Genomic DNA, 18193 nt, shown 5'->3' on the forward strand with positions numbered 1-18193 from the left:
AGCCATGCAGCCGGCATCGCATCGCACGCTTCCGCGCCTGTTTCCGGGGCATCCGCCCGGGCTGACGATCATCGTCCTGACCGGATTGTGGGAAGTCTTCGCGCTGTTCGGGATGCGGACCATCCTGGTCTTCTACCTGCTCGAACTCGGTTACAGCGCGGGGCGGGCGATCGAGATCTATTCGCTGTCGACCGCCGCCGCCTTTGCGATCACGCTGGTCGGCGCGGTGCTGGCGGATCGCGTGCTCGGCGTGCGCCGCGCCGTCCTGATCGGCGCGACCGGCATGGCGGCCGGGCATCTGCTGTTGATCTGGCCGGCCATGCTGTTTCCGGCGCTGACCCTGGTCGTGCTCGCCAACGGCCTGTTCAAGCCGTCGCTCGTTTCACAGATCGGCACGATCTATCACCGCGACGATCCGCGCCGGGATCGTGCCTTCCTGCTCTACAAGGCGGGCTGCAATGCCGGTGCGATCTTCGCCCCGATCATCTGCGGTCTGATTGGCCAGGCCTATGGCTGGCGCAGCGCGATCGCGCTGTGCGGCGGTGTGATGTGCCTGGCGGCGCTGATCTATCTGTTCGGCAATCACATGATCCGTGTGGTCGAGCAGGATCGAACCGACCAGACCGGCGACGATGCCGCCATGGCGGCGGGCACCGGGCAGAAGGGGCGCTGGACGTTGCTGGCGCTCATCTTCGTGAGCGGCGTGCTGTTCTGGGCGGCGCATGGCCAGCAGGGCGGCGCCATCGCGATCTGGGCGAGCCAATCGGTGGATCGCGGCATCGGCTGGGCCGGAGAGCGCTTCATCGTACCCGCCGCCTGGTTCCAGTCGGTCAATCCGATCATCATCGTGCTGTTCACGCCGCTGCTGGCCTGGATCTGGTCCCGCCGCGACCGCCGTGCCGATGGCCGCCACGAACTGCGCAAGATGGCGTTCGGCGCGCTTTTGCTGGCAGGTTCCTTCGCACTGCTCGTCGCGGCCGCCGGCATGGCGGGGAAGGGCATGGCGGCGATGCCCTGGCTGATCGCCGCGCTGGTCCTGCTGGCGGTGGGGGAACTCTATTTCGATGCCATCGGCCAGGCGCTGCTGGTCCGTCTGGCGCCGGCATCGCTGACCACCGTCTTCATCAGCCTGTGGTTCCTCGTCCAGGCATTGGGCCTCGGTATCGCCGGCTGGCTGGGCGGCACCTGGGAAACCGTGTCGCCCGCCGCCTATTTCCTTGTCGTTACCGGCATGGCCGCCGTCGCCGCGATCGTCGCGATGTCGGCCGCCGCCGCAATGCGTGAGCGTGCACCATCGTGATCGATCCTGTCCTTACTCTTCCTGCCGCTCAATATATCGACCGGCAGGCCGCCATCATCGACGAGCTCTCGCCCGACGGAATCGTCGCGCATATCGAGCGGCTTGTCGATGTACAGGATCGTTGGCGCGGGGCGGCAAGCCTGAACCTGAATCCTGCCGAAGGGCTCATCTCCCGACGCGCGCGCGCGTTGCTCGACAGCGATCTGGCGACGCGGCTGACCGAAGGGATCCCAGGCGACAAGATATATCCGCACGGCCCGCTCAACGAGCATGTCGATGCGATCGAGGCGACCGTGATCGCGCTGGCGCGCCGCCTGTTCGGCGCCGCCCATGTCGAATGGCGGCCGGTGAGCAATTCGATGGCCAATATGGCGACTTTCGCCGCATTGCTCGAACCTGGCGATCGCATCCTGGCGCAGGACGAGGATGGCGGTGGCAATTTCAGCTATCATCGCATCGGCGTCGCCGGAGTGTTGCGGCTCGATCCCATCCCGTTGCCGATCGCGTCAGCCTGTTTCGAGATCGACCTCGATGCCGCCGAGCGCCTGATCGACGAGCATCGGCCCAAGCTGATCGTGATCGGCGGTGGCAAGGTGCTGTTCCCCTATCCGGTGCGTGCGCTTCGCGCCCTGGCCGATCGCGTCGGCGCGATCCTGGTGTACGATGCGGCGCATCTGGGCCTCCATATATCGGCGGGCGATTTCCAGCGTCCGCTGGAGGAAGGCGCACATGTCGTCACGCTCAGCACGCACAAGGTGATGGGCGGTCCTGTCGGCGGACTGATCCTGACCAACGATGCTGAGATCGCGCGCCGGGTCGTGCGGATCTGCTTTCCGGGTCTGCTGCAGACGCGCGACCTCAACAAATATGCCGCGCTTGCCGTCTCGCTTTCCGAAACCCTGGCCTTCGGCGGGGCGTTGTCGCGCGCGATGGTTGCCAATGCGCAGGCGCTCGGCCGGGCGCTCACCGCGCGCGGGTTCGATGTGATCGGCGTCGATCGCGGTGTCAGCCGGACGCATCAGCTTTTCCTTCGTTTCGGCGATGCGGAGGAGGCGAGCCGTTTCGAACGGGCGTGCCATGGGGCCAATATCTTCCTGTCGGATTGCGCGCTGCCGGGGGACATGGCGCTGGGGCGCCGGTGCGGCGCCCGGGTGGCGACGCATGAGGTCACTCGACTCGGCATGGCGCCGGCTGAGATGGCGGAGATCGCCGATCTCATCGCGCAGGCGTCGCGCACCGACGACGGCGCTGCGCTGCGCGATGCCGTCGCCGCGCTGCGCGCCCGTTTCGCCGCCATCGGCTACAGTTTCGACGCGCAATCCGCGCCGGTTGCGGGGAGAGCGCAATGACGCCGCGTTTCGATTTCGCGTCGGACAATACGGCGGGCATGGCACCGGAGGCGTTGGCCGCGCTTGTCGACGCCAACGCTGGGGCGGTGGAGGCCTATGGCGAGGATGCGACAAGCGCGCATGCGTCAAGGCTTGTTCGCGAATTGCTCGATGTCGATGCATCCGTCCATTTCGTGCCCACCGGCACCGCCGCCAATGCGCTGGCGCTGGCGACCCTGTGTGGATCGCACCAGGCTGTGGCGGTGCACGGGCATGCCCATGTCCGTCGGGGAGAGGCGGGGGCACCGGGCTTTTTTGGCGGCGGGCTCGGGCTGGTCCCGGTCGGGGGTGATCATGGCCGGATCGCCATGGCCGATCTGGAGAAGCTGCTGACGCGCCCCGACTCCTCGTCGGACCAGCCGCTTGCCGCGCTCTCCATCTCCAACCCGACCGAATATGGTGTGCTTTATCCGCTGGACGCGTTGGCGGCGCTGGTCGGGGTGGCGCGCGATCATGGGCTTGCCGTCCATCTCGACGGTGCGCGCCTCGCCTGCGCGGCTGCGGCGGGCCTGGATCTGCGTGCGCTCGCGCGGCTGGACATCTCGATCCTGGTGCTGGGCGGCACCAAGGCGGGCATGCCTGGCAGCGAAGCGATCGTGCTGCTCGACAAGGGCAGGGATCGGCACTTCGTCGCACGCATCAAGCAATCGGGCCATTTGCTGTCCAAGGGGCGGTTCCTGGCCGCGCCCTGGATCGGAATGCTCGAAAGCGGCGCCTGGATCGAACGCAGCCGCCATGCCAACCGGATGGCGCGGCGGCTGATCGACCGGCTCGCCACCGCGCCGGCCCATCCCGTCGAGACCAATGCCGTGTTCCTGGCGATGGACGCGGAACAGCGTGCGCGGCTGCGGGCGCTGGGCTGGGTTTTCTACAGCCTGGCCGACGGGCACGCCCGCTTCCTGTGTTCCTGGTCCACCACCGAAGCCGCGATCGACGAATTGGCGGACGCCATCGTTGCGACGCGCCCTTGAGAGAGGAAATGAGATGCTGAAGATCCGCATGGTGGCATTGCTGCTGATCGCGATGACAGGCGATGCGGCAATAGCCGCGCCGTCATGCCTGGTCGGAGCCTATGGCGCGGGAACGGAGATCGCCGCGCTCACCGAAACCAATCCGCCGAACGCACCCGGCACATTGCGCTTCACTGGCGTCGATGGTTCGAACGGCGCGCTGACGCCCAGGGCGGACGGCAGTTATGCCGGCATCCTTTGGACTCCGACGGGAAAGGCGGATGCCGTTCTGAGCGCGAAGAGTTGCGACAGCGGGGAGATCGCGATCACGATCGGAGCCGCGCCGGCGCGGAGCTGGGCGCGGTTCAGGCTGCGCGAGACGCCCGTCACTTTCACGAGCGATGGCACGACATTGCGCGGCAGGCTGATCGAACCGGACGCCGAATCGGGAGCGGCGCTGGCTGTTCTGGTCCACGGATCCGAGAACAGCCGCGCGATCGGCGTCTATTCCTTTCCCTATCTGCTCGCGGCGCAGGGCGTGGCGGCCCTGGTTTATGACAAGCGCGGCACCGGATCGTCGGAAGGCAAGTATTCGCAGAATTTCGAGCGGCTGGCGAAGGATGCCGCGGTGGCGGCTGACACTGCGCGGCGCATGGCGGGAAATCGCTATCGCCGGATCGGTTTTTTCGGGGCCAGCCAGGGCGGCTGGATAGCGCCGCTCGCCGCGCGCAAGACCGCGATCGACTTCGTCATGGTCGCTTACGGCCTGATCGAGACAACGCTGGGAGAGGATGCCGAACAGGTCGCCGACGAGCTGCGCCGCAAGGGCTATGGCGAGGATGTGATCGCCAAGGCACGCATCGTCACCGATGCCACCGGCGCCGTTGTCGCGTCGCATTTCACGGCGGGTTTCGATCGGCTTGAGGCGATCAAGCGGCGCTATGGCGGTGAGCCGTGGTTCGGCGCGTTCGAGGGCGAATATAGTGGCCCGATGCTGCGGGAAACGCCCGAAATGCTTCGGGCTTCGGGCCGGGATCGCTACGATAATCTCGACATCATCTGGAAACACGATGCCTATGGCACGCTCAAGGCGCTCGCCATTCCCCAGCTCTGGATGATGGCTGTCAACGATATCGAGGCGCCGAGCGCGCATTCGATCGCCCAGCTTCGGCAATTGCAGCGCGCGGGCAAGCCGATTGATCTGGCCGTGTTTCCCGACGTCGATCACGGCATCCGCGAATATCAGGTGGAGCCGGATGGTACGCGAAGAGGAACGCGCTTCGCCGCCGGCTATTTCCCGCTGATCGCCGACTGGATGAAGGGGACACTCAAGCCGTCCTATGGCCGTTCGATCATCGAGCTTGCGCCGTCGTCGAACGCGCGGCCATAGCTGACGCGCCTTTGAAGTCAGGGAGAAAATCGACTCATGTATCCGACGATCAACATGCATATCGCGGGCACCGCCATTTCGGCGGCCGATCGCGCGTCGGAACCGGTGATCGATCCCGCGACCGAGGAAGTACTGGGCCATGTTCCGCACGCGACGATCGATGATCTCGATCGTGCGCTCGCATCGGTCGATCGGGGTTTCGGCGCGTGGAGCGGCACCGCGCCGCTGGCGCGCGCGCAGATCCTGCGCCGTGCGGGTGACGTGCTTCGCGCCCGCGCCGACGACTATGCCCGTGTCCTCACCGCCGAACAGGGCAAGCCGCTTGCCGAGGCGAAGGGCGAAGTCATGACCTGCGCCGATGTGCTCGACTGGTATGCGGAGGAAGGACGCCGCGTCTATGGCCGCACCGTGCCGGGTCGCAATCCGGCGGTGCGGCATATCGTGGTGCGCGAACCGGTCGGCCCCGCTTTGGGGCTGACGCCCTGGAATTTCCCGATGTTCATGGCGGCGCACAAGGTGGGCGGGGCATTGGCGGCGGGATGCTCGCTGATCCTGAAGCCGTCGGAGGAAACGCCCGCGAGCGCGATGTTGCTGGTCGAGGCGCTGTACGAAGCGGGCTTGCCCGCCGACGCGCTGGCGCTGGTGTTCGGCGTGCCGGCGCAGGTGTCGTCGCACCTGATCGCGTCCGACGTCATCCGTAAGATCTCGTTCACCGGCTCCGTCGCGGTGGGTCGCCACCTGATGACGCTCAGCGCCGAGGGACTCAAGCGCACCACCATGGAGCTTGGCGGCCATGCACCGGTGATCGTCTGCGACGATGTCGATGTCGCAGCCATCGCACGCCAGGCGAGCGCGGCCAAGTTTCGCAATGCCGGGCAGGTCTGCGTCTCGCCCACGCGTTTCTTTGTCCATCATGCGGTGCACGACCAGTTTCTGGAGGAATTTACGAAGGCGGCGTCGGCGATCCGCGTCGGTCCCGGCAGCGATCCGCAGTCGCAGATGGGGCCGCTCGCCAACCCCCGTCGCGTCCAGGCGATGGAGCGGCTGGTGGCCGATGCCCGGCAGCGCGGTGCGCAGCTCGCGACGGGCGGCGAACGGGTCGGCAATCAGGGCTTCTTCTTCGCGCCAACAATCCTGCACGATATCGGGGAGGACGCGCAGATCATGCAGGAGGAGCCTTTCGGCCCGATCGCGACGGTTTCCCCCTTCGCCGACCTGTCCGAAGCGATCGAGCGCGCGAACGAAACGCCTTACGGGCTTGCAGGCTATGCCTTCGCCCAGTCGAGCACGACGCTGGCCGAACTCGGCAATAGCGTGCGTGTCGGCATGCTCGGCCTCAACACCTTCTCGATATCGACGGTGGAAACGCCGTTCGGCGGGATCAAATATAGCGGCCATGGCCGCGAAGGCGGCAATGAAGGGCTGGACGGTTATCTCGATACCCGGCTGCTCACCCAGGCCTGAGCGAGAAGGTTTGATCTGTTCAAGACAGACGCTTCTTGCGTGTCGAATGAGGCGGTGATGTCTTCAATTCACCAGCCCGCATGCGACGGGCGATTGGGAGAAGCGTGATGTGCCTTGATATGCTTGTTGATGATGCGCCTGTGGCGACGCCGCTCCGGCTTGTCGCATCTACCGATCTGGCCGGCTTGCTGGCCGGCCAGGCCGCTCCGGTCCAGGCGCGGATCGAGCAGTCGGGTTTCTCCGGTGCGACGGGGCAGGTGGTGCAACTGCCCGATGCCGATGGTTCCGTGTGGGCCGGCGTCGGCGACGGCATATCGCGCCGTTCGGCTGCGGCCGTGGCGATGGCGGTTCCCTCGGGCGTCTATCAGATCGCGGGTCTGTCGGCTGAAACGGCAACCGAGGCGGCGCTGGGCTGGGCGCTCGGCAGCTACAGCTTCGATCGGCTAAAGCGCGCGGACGATACGCCAAAGGCCCGGCTGGTCTGGCCCGAACGGGCCGACCGTTCGCAGGTGCGCCTGTTCGCGGAAGCGACCACGCTGGTGCGGGATCTGATCAATCTGCCGCCCAATCTGATGGTTCCGAACGATCTCGCCGATGCGGCGCGCCGGATCGCCTCCGTGGGCGGCGCGACCCTGGATGTGATCACCGGCGACGATCTGATGAGCGAGAATTATCCGCTCGTACATGCCGTCGGGCGCGCCAGCACCCAGCCGCCATGCCTGATCGACCTGCGCTGGGGCGACGCATCGCACCCCCGGGTGACCCTGGTGGGCAAGGGCGTGTGTTTTGACACCGGCGGATCGAACCTCAAACAGGCGCCGGGCATGTTGCTGATGAAAAAGGACATGGGCGGCGCCGCGCATGTGCTTGCATTGGCGCAGATGATCATGGCGGCGCGATTGCCCGTCCGCCTGCGCGTGCTGGTGCCTGCGGTCGAGAATTCGCTGTCGGGCGATGCGATGCGCCCGCTCGACGTGATCAAGGCCCGCAATGGGCTGAGCGTGGAGATCGGCAACACTGATGCCGAGGGCCGGCTGATTCTGGCCGACGCGCTGGCGGAAGCGGTCACTGAAACACCCGATCTGCTGATCGATTTCGCGACCCTGACTGGCGCCGCCACCACCGCGCTTGGCACCGATATCGGCGCGATGCTGACCAATGACGACGGACTCGCGGCAGAGGCCGCCGCATCGTCCGCCGCGACGGACGATCCGCTCTGGAGGTTGCCGCTCTGGGCGCCCTATGCGCCACATCTGAAGGGGAAGTCGGCGGACCTGATCAATATCCCAGACATGAACATCGGGTCGATCTCGGCCGCGGGCGCGATCTATGGCGGGCTGTTCCTCCAGAATTTCGTGGCGTCGGGCACGCCCTGGATCCATCTCGACATCTTCGCCTGGAATCTCTCGCGCAAGGATGGCCGCCCCGAAGGCGGCGAGGCGCATGGCCTGCTGGCGATGTACGATCTGATCGCGCGTCGCTGGCCGGCGGCGGGTTAGGCGGTCATGATGCCGGGGTCGAATTTCCCCGCCGTCGACGGCGATCGCCTGTGGCGGTCTCTGATGGATCTGGCGACGATCGGCGCGACGCCGAAAGGCGGCGTCTGCCGCCTCGCGCTGACCGACGAGGATCGCCGCGCACGCGAAATGTTCGTCGAATGGGCGAGAGCGGCGGGCTGTTCGATCCGTGTCGATCCGATCGGCAACATCTTCGCGCGGCGTGGCGGCCGCGATCCCGATCGGCCCGTCGTCATGACGGGTTCGCACATCGATACCCAGCCGACGGGCGGCAAGTTCGACGGCAATTACGGTGTGCTGGCCGGGCTGGAAGTGCTGCGCCGGCTGAACGATCTGGGCATCGAGACCGAAGCGCCGGTCGAAGTCGTGGTCTGGACCAATGAGGAGGGATCACGCTTCGTTCCGGTTATGATGGGATCGGCGGTGTTCGCGGGTGCCGTCGCGCTCGACGATGCCCGTGCCGCCCGTGATGGTGACGGGATCAGCGTCGGCGAGGCGCTCGATCGGATTGATTTTGCCGGCCCGTCATGCGACCGGCCAGCGATCGACAGCTATTTCGAGGCGCATATCGAACAGGGGCCGGTGCTCGAGGATGCCGGCCGGACGATCGGTATCGTCACCGGCGCGCTAGGGCAGCGCTGGTTCGATTGCGAGGTGACGGGGTTCGAGGCGCATGCCGGGCCGACGCCGATGGAATTGCGCCGCGATGCGCTACAGGCGGCAGCCGTGCTGATACGGCGCGTCGTCGAGATCGCGCTTGTCCATGCGCCGCATGCGCGCGGCACAGTGGGGCAAGTGCAGGTTCATCCCAATAGCCGCAACGTCATTCCCGGCGGCGTCATCTTCAGCGTCGATTTCCGAGCGCCGGACGATGCGGTGCTGGATGCGATGGAGCAGGCGTTTCGTAAGGCGATGTCGGCCGTCGCCAGCGATCATAAGGTTGATGTGGCACTGCGCGAAACCTCCCGCTTCGCCGCGCTCCGGTTCGATGCTGGTTGCATTGCGGAGGTCGCGACGGCGGCGCGGGATCTAGGCGTGGACGCGATGGAGATCGTGTCCGGCGCGGGGCATGACGCGATCCACATCGCGACATGCGCGCCGAGCGCGATGATCTTCGTGCCGTGCGCCGGCGGCGTCAGTCACAACGAACTGGAGGATGCCGATCCGGCCGATCTGGCGGCCGGCGCGAACATACTGCTCCGTTGCATCCTCAATCGCGCGCGCGTGGTCGAGCGCGGCTGATCCTGGTCCGTCGAGGCCCGTTTACGGTCCTTCCAGATCGCGTCTGCAGGGGTGGGGGCGGACGCCGCTTTCGTCTTCCAGCCGATCCACGGTCGCAAGCGCCATCGCGCGATAGGCTGGCAATATGGCGGGGTGATGGTCTCCGAAGGCGGTGAGGTGGTTTCGGATGGTCGCTTCGTCTCCGCGCAACAACGGGCCGGACAAGGCCGAAAATCCGAGTTCGAGGCTGTTTTCCAGGGATGCTCGGGCAAGCGGGGCCAGCACCTTATAGGGTGCGTCGATACCCGCCGCCCGAAGTGTATCGGCCGCACCGGCGAGGAGCGTGACGAGATGGTTCGCGGCATGGCTGAGCGCGCCGTGGTAGAGAGGGCGCAATATTTCCTCGATCATGAAGGGTGTGCCGCCAAGCGCTTCGACAAGTCGGGCGGCGCGCGCTGACGCCGCCGGGCTCGATCCGGTGACGCCGAACGGAGATCCTTTCATACGCTCCACTTCGACTCGCGGATCGCCGGTGAACGCCATAACCGGATGGATCGCGGCGGTGAGCGCACCCAGGTGTTCCAGTGGGTGCAGCGCATCCGCGCCGCTGCGTCCGCTGACATGGAAGGTGAAGGGCCGTTGTCCCGGCCGACAATGCTCGGCCAGGCTGATCGCGATGTCGGCAACGGCATCGTCCGTAACCGCTATGGCGATCACGTCGCATTGGCGGACCAACATGTCCATGCCGGTGGCGATGCGGGCGGGGCTGCCCGCTATCGCATCCTGCGTGCGTTCGGGCGATCTCCCGAACACTATCGGCGTGGATCGGGACATCGGAGTCAGCGCGAGCAGGAGGGCGCGGGCAACCCGGCCCGTTCCGACGATACCCAAACGGTCGAACGACAATTCCGTATCCATTCTTCACCCTCATGCACTGAGGTCACGATAGGCCGATCAAAGGCGCTTGATCCAGAAGATGTGACGGGCGGGTTCCGCTTGACCCCGTGCATCCATGGGCGCATCAACCGCGCGACGCCCGAGTCCCGGGCGTCTGACGCAACCCAGGTAAGGAACCATGGACAGCGACTCTAGTAGCGTCGCGGCGCCGGTCTTCCCCGTCGCCGCGGCATCGGAAAACCAGAACGCGTCCGGCATGGCTCGCCGGGCGGGCGTCGGCCGCTAGTCGCGTCCCGCTCGTCCCGCGCCCATCCGGGCGCGAGGAGACGAGCAATGACCAAGAGCTTCATTCCCTTTGCCCGCCGCGATGGCGCGGCGCGTGCGCGCTTCTTCGGCCTTGCGCGTGCGATCATGCCGGCGGCGCCGCGCCTTGCGATGCGCTGGTCGCGCGACGAGAGCGGGCTGATCGTCGCGCGCTGGATCCGCATCGCGGATCGGCCGCGCATGGCCGACGAAAATCCGGTGCCGCGGCGCTGGGCGCTGTGCGTTGCCCATGTGCGTCGCGCGGCCTGATCGGGGAGGGCATGATCATGCGTAAACACCGCAACCCCTCGGCCAGCTTGGAACGGGAAGTGATCCTGTCGGTGATCATCCTCTATGTGATCATCTGCGCCGTGATGCTCGCCATCCACTATCTGCAGCCCGTCGGTAAGCCGACGAGCACCTCGTCGACCTCGCCCGCGCATGCGGCGCCGGCAAAGGAGGATCGGCCATGAACGCGATCGACACCATCGATCAGGCCGGCCTGGCGCCGGTGTGGCACCGGCTGCGCCGCGACGAACATGCGGCGCTTGCCCGTGTACAGGCCCAATTCGGCTGCGATTTTCCGCCCCCCGAAACCGGCTATGAGGAAGATGCGCATTTCATCTACCTGCCGGTCTCGGTGCTGGTGCGTGAAGCGGACGGGGTTCGCCAGGATCATGTCCTGTTCGCGCTCGGCGATGCGACGCTCGTCACGATCGAGCCGGCGGAGGGCTTCGCACCCTTCGACCGGGCACCCGCGATCCTCACCCGTCGAGCCGAGCTGCCGCGCGATGCGAAGGGCGTTATGTTCGCGCTGCTTCAGGCGAGCAATTCCTCCGCCAACCGGATCGTCGAGCTGGCGAGCGCCGCGCTGGAGTGTATGAGCGTGCGCATTCGCGAGATCGGGGATGGCGTGGATGCCGATGGTCGCGAGATCACCGCTGACGATATCGGCGAGGCGATGGCGGAACTCAACGATCGCGAGGAACTGATCTCGCGCATCCTGGAGGGGCAATTGCTGCTCGAACGCGCGGCGCGCTATCTGCGCGCGGAACTCGACACCGGGGACGTCGAGCTGCGCGGGGATGTCGAGACGCTGATCTCCGATATCCAGAGCATCAAGGAGCATGCCGGCTTCGAGCACGACAAGGTCCGCTATCTCCAGCAATCGGTGATGACGAGCCTCAACGCCAAGCAGAACCAGGTCGTGAAGGTGTTCACGATCATCACTGCCGTGTTCCTGCCGCCGACGCTGATCGCGACATTTTACGGCATGAACTTCGCGGTCATGCCCGAACTCAGTTGGGAATGGGGCTTCACCGTCACGATCCTGCTGACCCTGCTCGCCGCCTTGCTGCCGCTCGCCTATATCAAGAAGAAAGGGTGGCTCAGATAGACGCTGGATTGCCGGCGCGATCACGAAAGGCCGCATCCATGCGGCTCAGGCAGCATTTGTCATCGGCCAGCAAAGGAGCAGCAACACAGCGTCCCTAGATGCGCCTGCAACGGTCCGAGGGCAAAAGCCCCGGATCATGCAGGAGAACGGCATGATTGACATCTTCATCGCGCTCGCGGCGGCGGCGACGACGCATAATGTGCAGGTCGAGCATCGTGGCGGGCCAGTCCAGGCGATCTACAGCGCGCAGCCCGATATCCGGATGCGGACGATCGGTGCGGCGACGCCCAACCGGATGGATGGCCAGCGTTGCCGCTGGACGGCCACCGTAAAGGTCGAACGGCGGCTGGAACAGGGAGGTGCCTTGACGCGTCTCCTGTCGGGAGGCCAACAGCTCTCCGGCAGCGCACCCGGTGCCTGCGCGCAACAGGCGAAGGGGATCGAGCGTGAAGTGGCGGGCCGGAGCGATTTTGTCCGATCGCAATTGCTGGCGGTTGCCGAACAGGATCGCGCGCAACTGCTGGCGGAGCTCGATGCCGTTCGCAACATGGCGAACAACTGACCCTTCACCTGGAACAACCTTGCTGTCGCGTAACCGACCTATCTTGTTGGCTGCGGCATTGTTGCTTCCCGGCGTCACCGCGCCCGCATTCGCTCAGGATGATGGTGGCCTGTCAGCCTCGGTCGAGGTCGCAAGTGACGAACGACGGCGCGGCCTGAGCTGGAGCAACGGCGATCCGGTGCTGCGCGCAAGCGTCTCTGTTCCGGTCGTCGACGGCCTGGCGCTCGACGCGGTCGCGGTTTCACTATGGGGAAGCCGTCGGCATGGCGGTGCCGATGGCGTGATCGATCTCCGTGCGGGTTATACGCGTCAGATTGGCGGGTGGAGCCTGACGGCGGATGCGACCTATCACGCCTTTCCAGGAGCATCCGGGCAGGATTATGCGGAACTCGGCGTCAGCGCCGGTTTCCTGATCGGTCCCGCCAATATCGGGGCTTTCGCGCGCTACGCCCCGCGTCAGGGTGCTATCGGCGGCGATAATCTCTATCTCGGCGCCGAAGCGTTGCTGGGTATTCCGGGTGCACCGCTGACCGTGTCAGGCCATGTCGGGCGTTCGTCGGGAAGCATCCGCGATCCGCTCCGCGCCTGGCGTCTGCGCCCTGACGGACATTATTGGGATCACGGCGTGGCGCTCGATTATCGCCAGGGGCAATGGATGGCAGGTCTGCGCTACGCCAATAGCAGCATCGATTCCGGCGCTTCCAATCATGCCGGCGCCACGCTGGTCGCGCGCTTCGGGATCGATTTCTGAAAGCGTGCCGCCGTCAGGCGATGCGCTCCGGGACTGCGGCGGCATCCTCCGCATGCGTCGTTGCCGGCGCCATTGCTTCCCAGGGAAAGACGAACCAGTCCTTGGTGGTGGCGCGGTCGATGGTACGCGACCAGTAATCGACCCGCGCCGCCGAGCGGATATTATTGAGCAGCACGGCGAAGCGCACATTCTCCGAGACGCCACCGGCATCGTCGATCGCGTCGCGCAGATAGCAGATGGTCCGGCCGGAATCGTTGATGTCGTCGATCACCAGAAGTTTCCTGCCCTGGCCAGACTTGGCGGCGAGCTGTTGCAGAAGCTGGTCACCGAAGCCGTGGACTTTCGCGGAATGATCGACCGAGAGCAGGTTGATGCCGGTCGCATGGCTCAGATAGGCGCCGGGCACCAGTCCGCCACGCCCGATCCCGATCAGGAAATCGGGCTGCCAGTCACTCTCCGTCAGCGATGTAGCGATCGCGCGGACGTCGGCGACGAAATCTTCATAGGGGATAGGCGTGAAGATCGGCATCAGCCATGCTCCGAGACATAGTCGTCGATCGCGGCGAGGTGGCGGGTGACTTCGGCTGCGTCAAGAAAAGAGCCGGTGAAGCTGTTTCGCGCCAATGTCACGATATCGGCCGCGGATAACGTGCCCTGCGCGGCGAGCGCGCGGTAGTTGTCGTTCACATAGCCGCCGAAATAGGCGGGATCGTCCGAATTGATCGTCGCGGCTAGCCCGAGTTCAAGCATGCGGGGAATGGGGTGATCGGCCAGATCCCCGACCACGCAGAGCTTGAGGTTGGAGAGTGGGCAGACGGTGAGGGTGATGCCGCTTTCCGCGAGCCGGCGGGTGAGTGCGGGATCCTCCAGCGAACGATTGCCATGGTCGAGCCGGTCGATCGCGAGCAGGTCGAGCGCCTGGACGACATAATCGGGCGGCCCTTCCTCGCCGGCATGGGCGACGCGCTTCAATCCCATCTCACCGGCACGCGCGAAGACGCGCGCGAATTTCTCCGGCGGATGGCCGAGCTCGGAACTGTCGAGCCCGACACCGGCAATGCGGTCGAGCCAGGGTTCCGCCCGGCGCAGCGTCTCGAACGCGGCATCTTCGTCGAGATGTCGCAGGAAGCACAGGATCAGCTTCGACGTCAGTCCATGCCGCGCCTGCGCTTCCGCCATGCCGGCCAGCAATCCGTCCGCCACGACGCCGAACGGGATGCCGCGATCGGTGTGTGTCTGCGGATCGAAGAAGATCTCGGCATGGCGCACGGTGTCGGCGGCGGCGCGATCGAAATAGGCGAGGGCAAGGTCGTGGAAATCGGCCTCGGTGCGGAGCACGTCCGCGCCCTGATAATAGATATCGAGAAAATCCTGGAGATTGGAAAAGCGATAGGCATCGCGGATCTGCTCGACGCTGGCGAAGGGAATTTCCACCCGATTGCGACGGGCGAATGCGAACATCTGTTCGGGTTCCAGGCTGCCCTCGATATGCAGATGTAGTTCCGCCTTGGGCAATCCGGCGATGAATGTGTCGAGATCGGTCATGGCCCAGCCCCTTTGGCACGACTCGGTTGCTGAGAAGCCAGCATGGCATGGCCACCCGTCGCTGCACAGATCGGCCGCTCTTGAAACCTGGGGGTGGGAAGCACTAGCTGGGCGCCATGCGCGGGGGCAAGGAAATCGACTGGAAGGCTCTGGTGACGGGGATCGTCGCCTATGAACAGCCTTTCGCGGCACTGGATGGCGAACGGTTCGAGCGGATCGAGCGGGGTTTTGGCGAGCATTATCAGGTCGACCGGCTGTCGTCGGACGCGTTCAGTTTCTCGCGCGGCGAAGGTTATACGCGCCTGCCGAGATGGGACGCTTTCGGCTATGTCGATCGCGGGACCGTCGCGCGCGTCCGCAACGCCGAGACCGAATTGCCCGAGGTCGGATCCAATATCGCGGTGCTACCCGCCGGCTGGAAGGCGATCCGCTTCTCGCTCGATATCCGGGTTATCCTGATCTTCTGGGCGGCGCTGATCGCGGGCACCTATTTCTTTGCCGCACGAAACAGCCCGATCCAGTTCTGGGTGGCCGGGTTCGGGGTAATATGGGCGTTGCACGTTCGATTGGTGATGCGCAGCCTGGACGGCAAGCTGGCGCGCTGGATGGCGCAATCGAGCTGGAACTGACCTGTGCGAAAACGATATCGTCCGGCTTTCCCGTACTCCGATCCTCCCCGACGAGAATTGATGCTGGGTCGCGCGCGATAGCGTGCTAGGTTATCCTATCACCTGCGCCTTCATAGAGCATCTCGTGACTGGGGGACCATCCGCGCCTTCGCTTGGAGCACTGCGCGAACAGGTCCAGCCGGCTGTTCGCGAAATGCAGTGCGACCGTGAACGGTCCGGCACAGGCAAGGTGAGCATCATGAAGTCACAAGCAATCCCATCCGTCATCCGGCGCATCGCCCGATGAGCCGCGCGATCAATCTAGATGCCACTCAGGACGCTGTGGTCGCCGCCTGCACGGTTGCGAAGATCGAGATCAGTGTGATCGAGCCCCTGATGTCGGGCGGAACGCGTGTCGTTTGCATGACCCGCGACGGCGCCGATACGTTGCGGCGGACGATGAAAGCCAAACTGATCGACGGACGGGTGCAACGTTCGCCGATCTTCCTGGCGCGGCGGCCCTGGTGAGATCGGGGCTAGGGTGAAATCGAGGCGGGCTGAACCAAGGTTCAACCGGTCAGGCTGGCCGAACCACGGAATCAGCCATCCATCTTGAAACTCAGCCCGGCATTGGCCTCCAGTCGCGCGACCAGCGCATCGCCCATCGCGCTCGCCGGCGTCCAGATCCCGCCGGGGCCTTCCACGTCACGCAACAGGCAGAGCGCGCTTTCGGCGATCATCTTGCTTGTCGATCCATAACCCGGATCGCGATCTCCGGTGACGACCAGCTTCATCGGTTCGCCGCCCGGAAGTTCCTCGGCGGTGAAGACGATCTCGTAGAAGCCGTTCTCGCGCTCTTCCTTGCTCGGGCCGTCGCCGGGCTCCAGCGACTTGCCGTCGCCAAAGGGATTGAGCTTCGCCATCGCTTCCACCGCGGCGTGGGCGGCTTCGCCCAATGTCGTCAGCATCATCTCGTCATAGACCAGATCCTCTCCCCAGAGATGGCCGAGAAGCTGGTTCGAGCGGTGGACATTCTTGGTGTTGATCGGCGCCATGATGAAGGGGACGGCCCAGACGCCCTCCGCCCGGTCATATTCGGGGACAAGGCCGCTGGGCTGGTGCGGTCCGGCAAAACCCGGTGTCAGCGCGAAGGGATCCTTGAGCAGGCGGACGACGTCCAGGCTCTTGGTCGCGGCGGCCATCGTTGCCTTCATGCTCGCGACCGTGCCGCCCGATGCGCTGCCGCGCATCTTGCGCACGCGGCCCTTGATGCGCGGCGCGGGCTTGCCGTGCCGTGCGATCACCGCCTTCTGAAGCTGATGGACGCCCATGTCGAAGGGGATCGAATCGAAACCGCAGGAAAAGACGATGCGCGCGCCCGACGCCTTGGCCGCTGCTTCGTTGGCATCGATCATGTAGCGCATCCAGGCGGGTTCGCCGCACAGGTCGACATAGTCGGTTCCGGCCTGCGCGCAGGCCGCGACCAGTTCGTTGCCATAAAGCTGATAGGGGCCGACGGTAGTGAGGACGACGCGCGCCTGCGCCGCCATCGCCGCCAGGCTCGTCGGATCGGACGCATCGGCGGCGATCAGCGGCGTATCGTCGGGCGCACCGATCTCCTTGCGGACCTGGGCGAGCTTTTCGACGGAGCGGCCCGCCATCGCCCAGCGCGGCGCGTCGGGCGCCTTGTAGTTCGTGGCCAGATATTCGGCTACGAGTCGCCCCGTGAAGCCCGAGGCTCCGTAAACGACAATGTCGAAATCACGCGCGATGCCGGCCATGCCACTCTCCCTTTGGGAGAGAGTGCATGGCGGGCGGGGCGCATTCAACCCCCGGCGATCAGACCCTTGGTGTTTCCCGCACTACCACGGGTTCGCGTTCGACCACCGTCTCGCGATGGACGACGGCTTCGCGTCGGCGGGCGCGCAGGCTGTCCAGGCTGTGCGAGACGCCGTTATAGGCGAAAAGGATCAGGAAGCCGCCGGCAAGCGCCATATTTTTCAGGAAGTTGGCCTGTTGCATCGGATCGGCGAAGTCGTTGTGTGCGGTTAGTGCCGTCACGATGCAGAAACCCGCCAGCAACAGAGCGAACAACCGCGTGAAGATGCCGAACAGGATCGCGAAGCCGGCGACGATCTCGAAGATCGCGGCTGGCCAGGCGAGGCTCGCAGGCAGCCCCAGCGACGTCAAATAACCGGCGAAACTTGAGATATCCCCGACTTTTCCGAAGCCGGCGAGAATGAACAGCGCCGACAGCAAGATGCGGCCGATCAGCGCGACGAAACCGTTGATGACGATCATGGCGTCCTCCCTGTTTCTTGGCGGATACAGGCTAGCCTGCAATGGTCTCAGCGCCAACCTGATAGATCAACGCGTGGGAACCCGCGGATTTCCTTGGATTGAGAGAGAAAATTCATTGGCCGCGTTTTCATCAATATGACATTGAAGTGTCATAAATGTGAAACAGAGACGTCATCTAGGCGTCATGAACAAGGAGCTGGATGATGAACAAGCGGATCGCGAGCGCATTGATTGTGGCTTCGATGGCGATGATCGGCGGCGCGGCGCACGCGCAGGACGCCAATCCCTATGGTTATGACCAGATCGCGGCGAAGAACCTGAAGGCGGCGGAAACGCGCCTGATCGCGCAGCGCGCTGCGGAACCCGACGAGCCGTCGGTTCTGATCAACCTCGCCTATGTCTACAAGAAGACGAACCGTGTCGCCGAGGCGCGCGACCTCTATAACGCGGTGCTGGCGCAACCCGACGTGCTGATGGCGCTGGGCAGCGGCAAGCCGGCCTGGAGCCACGCGCTCGCCATGAAGGGCCTTGGCCGCTCGACCGATTTTGCGGGGCGGTAGGGTTAGGGTTCTTCCTGTCGCTACAGCGAAAGCTGGAGCC

At 65.2% G+C, this 18193-nt stretch carries 20 protein-coding genes; 15 read left to right on the forward strand and 5 right to left on the reverse strand.

Annotated features, from left to right (window positions below; translation table 11 throughout):
* Positions 1-4: 4 nt before the first annotated feature.
* The 7 genes from ACODTA_RS11800 to ACODTA_RS11830 all read left to right on the forward strand — a co-directional run bounded on the left by ACODTA_RS11800 (position 5) and on the right by ACODTA_RS11830 (position 9251).
* Positions 5-1300, forward strand: coding sequence for a peptide MFS transporter (locus tag ACODTA_RS11800; RefSeq protein WP_489066095.1), 1296 nt, complete (start codon positions 5-7; stop codon positions 1298-1300).
* Positions 1297-2649: an aminotransferase class I/II-fold pyridoxal phosphate-dependent enzyme gene (locus ACODTA_RS11805; RefSeq protein WP_489066096.1), complete on the forward strand. Its 1353-nt coding sequence runs from the start codon at positions 1297-1299 to the stop codon at positions 2647-2649. The genes ACODTA_RS11800 and ACODTA_RS11805 overlap by 4 nt, the downstream gene beginning before the upstream one ends.
* Positions 2646-3659 (forward strand): threonine aldolase family protein, encoded by a 1014-nt coding sequence (locus tag ACODTA_RS11810; RefSeq protein ID WP_489066097.1) that lies wholly within the window; start codon positions 2646-2648, stop codon positions 3657-3659. The genes ACODTA_RS11805 and ACODTA_RS11810 overlap by 4 nt, the downstream gene beginning before the upstream one ends.
* Before the next feature lie 13 nt (positions 3660-3672).
* Positions 3673-5028, forward strand: coding sequence for an alpha/beta hydrolase family protein (locus ACODTA_RS11815; protein ID WP_489066098.1), 1356 nt, complete (start codon positions 3673-3675; stop codon positions 5026-5028).
* Positions 5029-5064: 36 nt separating this feature from the next.
* Positions 5065-6492 (forward strand): NAD-dependent succinate-semialdehyde dehydrogenase, encoded by a 1428-nt coding sequence (locus tag ACODTA_RS11820; RefSeq protein WP_489066099.1) that lies wholly within the window; start codon positions 5065-5067, stop codon positions 6490-6492.
* Positions 6493-6632: 140 nt separating this feature from the next.
* The gene (locus ACODTA_RS11825; RefSeq protein ID WP_489066100.1) at positions 6633-7991 is read left to right on the forward strand and encodes a leucyl aminopeptidase family protein; all 1359 of its coding nucleotides are present in this window, start codon (positions 6633-6635) and stop codon (positions 7989-7991) included.
* A 6-nt stretch (positions 7992-7997) separates the two neighbouring features.
* Entirely contained in the window at positions 7998-9251 is a 1254-nt protein-coding gene (locus ACODTA_RS11830) for a Zn-dependent hydrolase (RefSeq protein WP_489066101.1), read from the forward strand.
* Positions 9252-9272: 21 nt separating this feature from the next.
* Here the strand turns inward: ACODTA_RS11830 and ACODTA_RS11835 are convergent, their stop codons facing one another.
* Positions 9273-10148, reverse strand: coding sequence for a Rossmann-like and DUF2520 domain-containing protein (locus tag ACODTA_RS11835; RefSeq protein ID WP_489066102.1), 876 nt, complete (start codon positions 10146-10148; stop codon positions 9273-9275).
* Positions 10149-10460: 312 nt separating this feature from the next.
* On the opposite strand from ACODTA_RS11835, the gene ACODTA_RS11840 reads away from it, so the two are divergent.
* The 5 genes from ACODTA_RS11840 (at position 10461) to ACODTA_RS11860 (ending at position 13139) form a co-directional block, all read left to right on the forward strand.
* The gene (locus ACODTA_RS11840) at positions 10461-10700 is read left to right on the forward strand and encodes a hypothetical protein (protein ID WP_489066103.1); all 240 of its coding nucleotides are present in this window, start codon (positions 10461-10463) and stop codon (positions 10698-10700) included.
* Between the two features lie 17 nt (positions 10701-10717).
* The gene (locus tag ACODTA_RS11845; RefSeq protein ID WP_489066104.1) at positions 10718-10903 is read left to right on the forward strand and encodes a hypothetical protein; all 186 of its coding nucleotides are present in this window, start codon (positions 10718-10720) and stop codon (positions 10901-10903) included.
* Positions 10900-11826, forward strand: coding sequence for a CorA family divalent cation transporter (locus ACODTA_RS11850; protein ID WP_489066105.1), 927 nt, complete (start codon positions 10900-10902; stop codon positions 11824-11826). Before ACODTA_RS11845 ends, ACODTA_RS11850 begins: the two co-directional genes overlap by 4 nt.
* Positions 11827-11977: 151 nt before the next feature.
* Entirely contained in the window at positions 11978-12388 is a 411-nt protein-coding gene (locus tag ACODTA_RS11855; RefSeq protein ID WP_489066106.1) for a hypothetical protein, read from the forward strand.
* A 46-nt stretch (positions 12389-12434) separates the two neighbouring features.
* On the forward strand, positions 12435-13139 hold the full coding sequence (locus ACODTA_RS11860; RefSeq protein ID WP_489066107.1) for a TorF family putative porin: 705 nt from the start codon (positions 12435-12437) through the stop codon (positions 13137-13139).
* Positions 13140-13152: 13 nt separating this feature from the next.
* Here the strand turns inward: ACODTA_RS11860 and ACODTA_RS11865 are convergent, their stop codons facing one another.
* Positions 13153-13668, reverse strand: coding sequence for a phosphoribosyltransferase (locus ACODTA_RS11865; RefSeq protein WP_489066108.1), 516 nt, complete (start codon positions 13666-13668; stop codon positions 13153-13155).
* Positions 13668-14684 (reverse strand): adenosine deaminase, encoded by a 1017-nt coding sequence (locus ACODTA_RS11870; RefSeq protein ID WP_489066109.1) that lies wholly within the window; start codon positions 14682-14684, stop codon positions 13668-13670. Before ACODTA_RS11870 ends, ACODTA_RS11865 begins: the two co-directional genes overlap by 1 nt.
* A gap of 116 nt (positions 14685-14800) precedes the next feature.
* Here ACODTA_RS11870 and ACODTA_RS11875 point away from each other — a divergent pair, with 116 nt between their 5' ends.
* Together ACODTA_RS11875 and ACODTA_RS11880 are read left to right on the forward strand one after the other, a co-directional pair.
* Entirely contained in the window at positions 14801-15313 is a 513-nt protein-coding gene (locus ACODTA_RS11875; protein ID WP_489066110.1) for a hypothetical protein, read from the forward strand.
* Between the two features lie 282 nt (positions 15314-15595).
* The gene (locus ACODTA_RS11880; protein ID WP_489066111.1) at positions 15596-15820 is read left to right on the forward strand and encodes a hypothetical protein; all 225 of its coding nucleotides are present in this window, start codon (positions 15596-15598) and stop codon (positions 15818-15820) included.
* A 71-nt stretch (positions 15821-15891) separates the two neighbouring features.
* Here ACODTA_RS11880 and ACODTA_RS11885 read toward each other — a convergent pair whose 3' ends face one another.
* Positions 15892-17073 carry a saccharopine dehydrogenase family protein gene (locus ACODTA_RS11885; protein ID WP_489066112.1) on the reverse strand — a complete coding sequence of 394 codons (1182 nt, stop codon included), beginning with the start codon at positions 17071-17073 and terminating at the stop codon, positions 15892-15894.
* A 58-nt stretch (positions 17074-17131) separates the two neighbouring features.
* Complete coding sequence (locus ACODTA_RS11890; protein ID WP_489066113.1) at positions 17132-17593, reverse strand: DoxX family protein; 462 nt, start codon at positions 17591-17593, stop codon at positions 17132-17134.
* Between the two features lie 203 nt (positions 17594-17796).
* Between ACODTA_RS11890 and ACODTA_RS11895 the strand changes: the two genes are divergently transcribed.
* Positions 17797-18153, forward strand: coding sequence for a tetratricopeptide repeat protein (locus ACODTA_RS11895; protein ID WP_246623429.1), 357 nt, complete (start codon positions 17797-17799; stop codon positions 18151-18153).
* Positions 18154-18193 lie beyond the last annotated feature (40 nt).

The sequence above is a fragment of the Sphingomonas sp. FG14 genome (assembly GCF_057809675.1).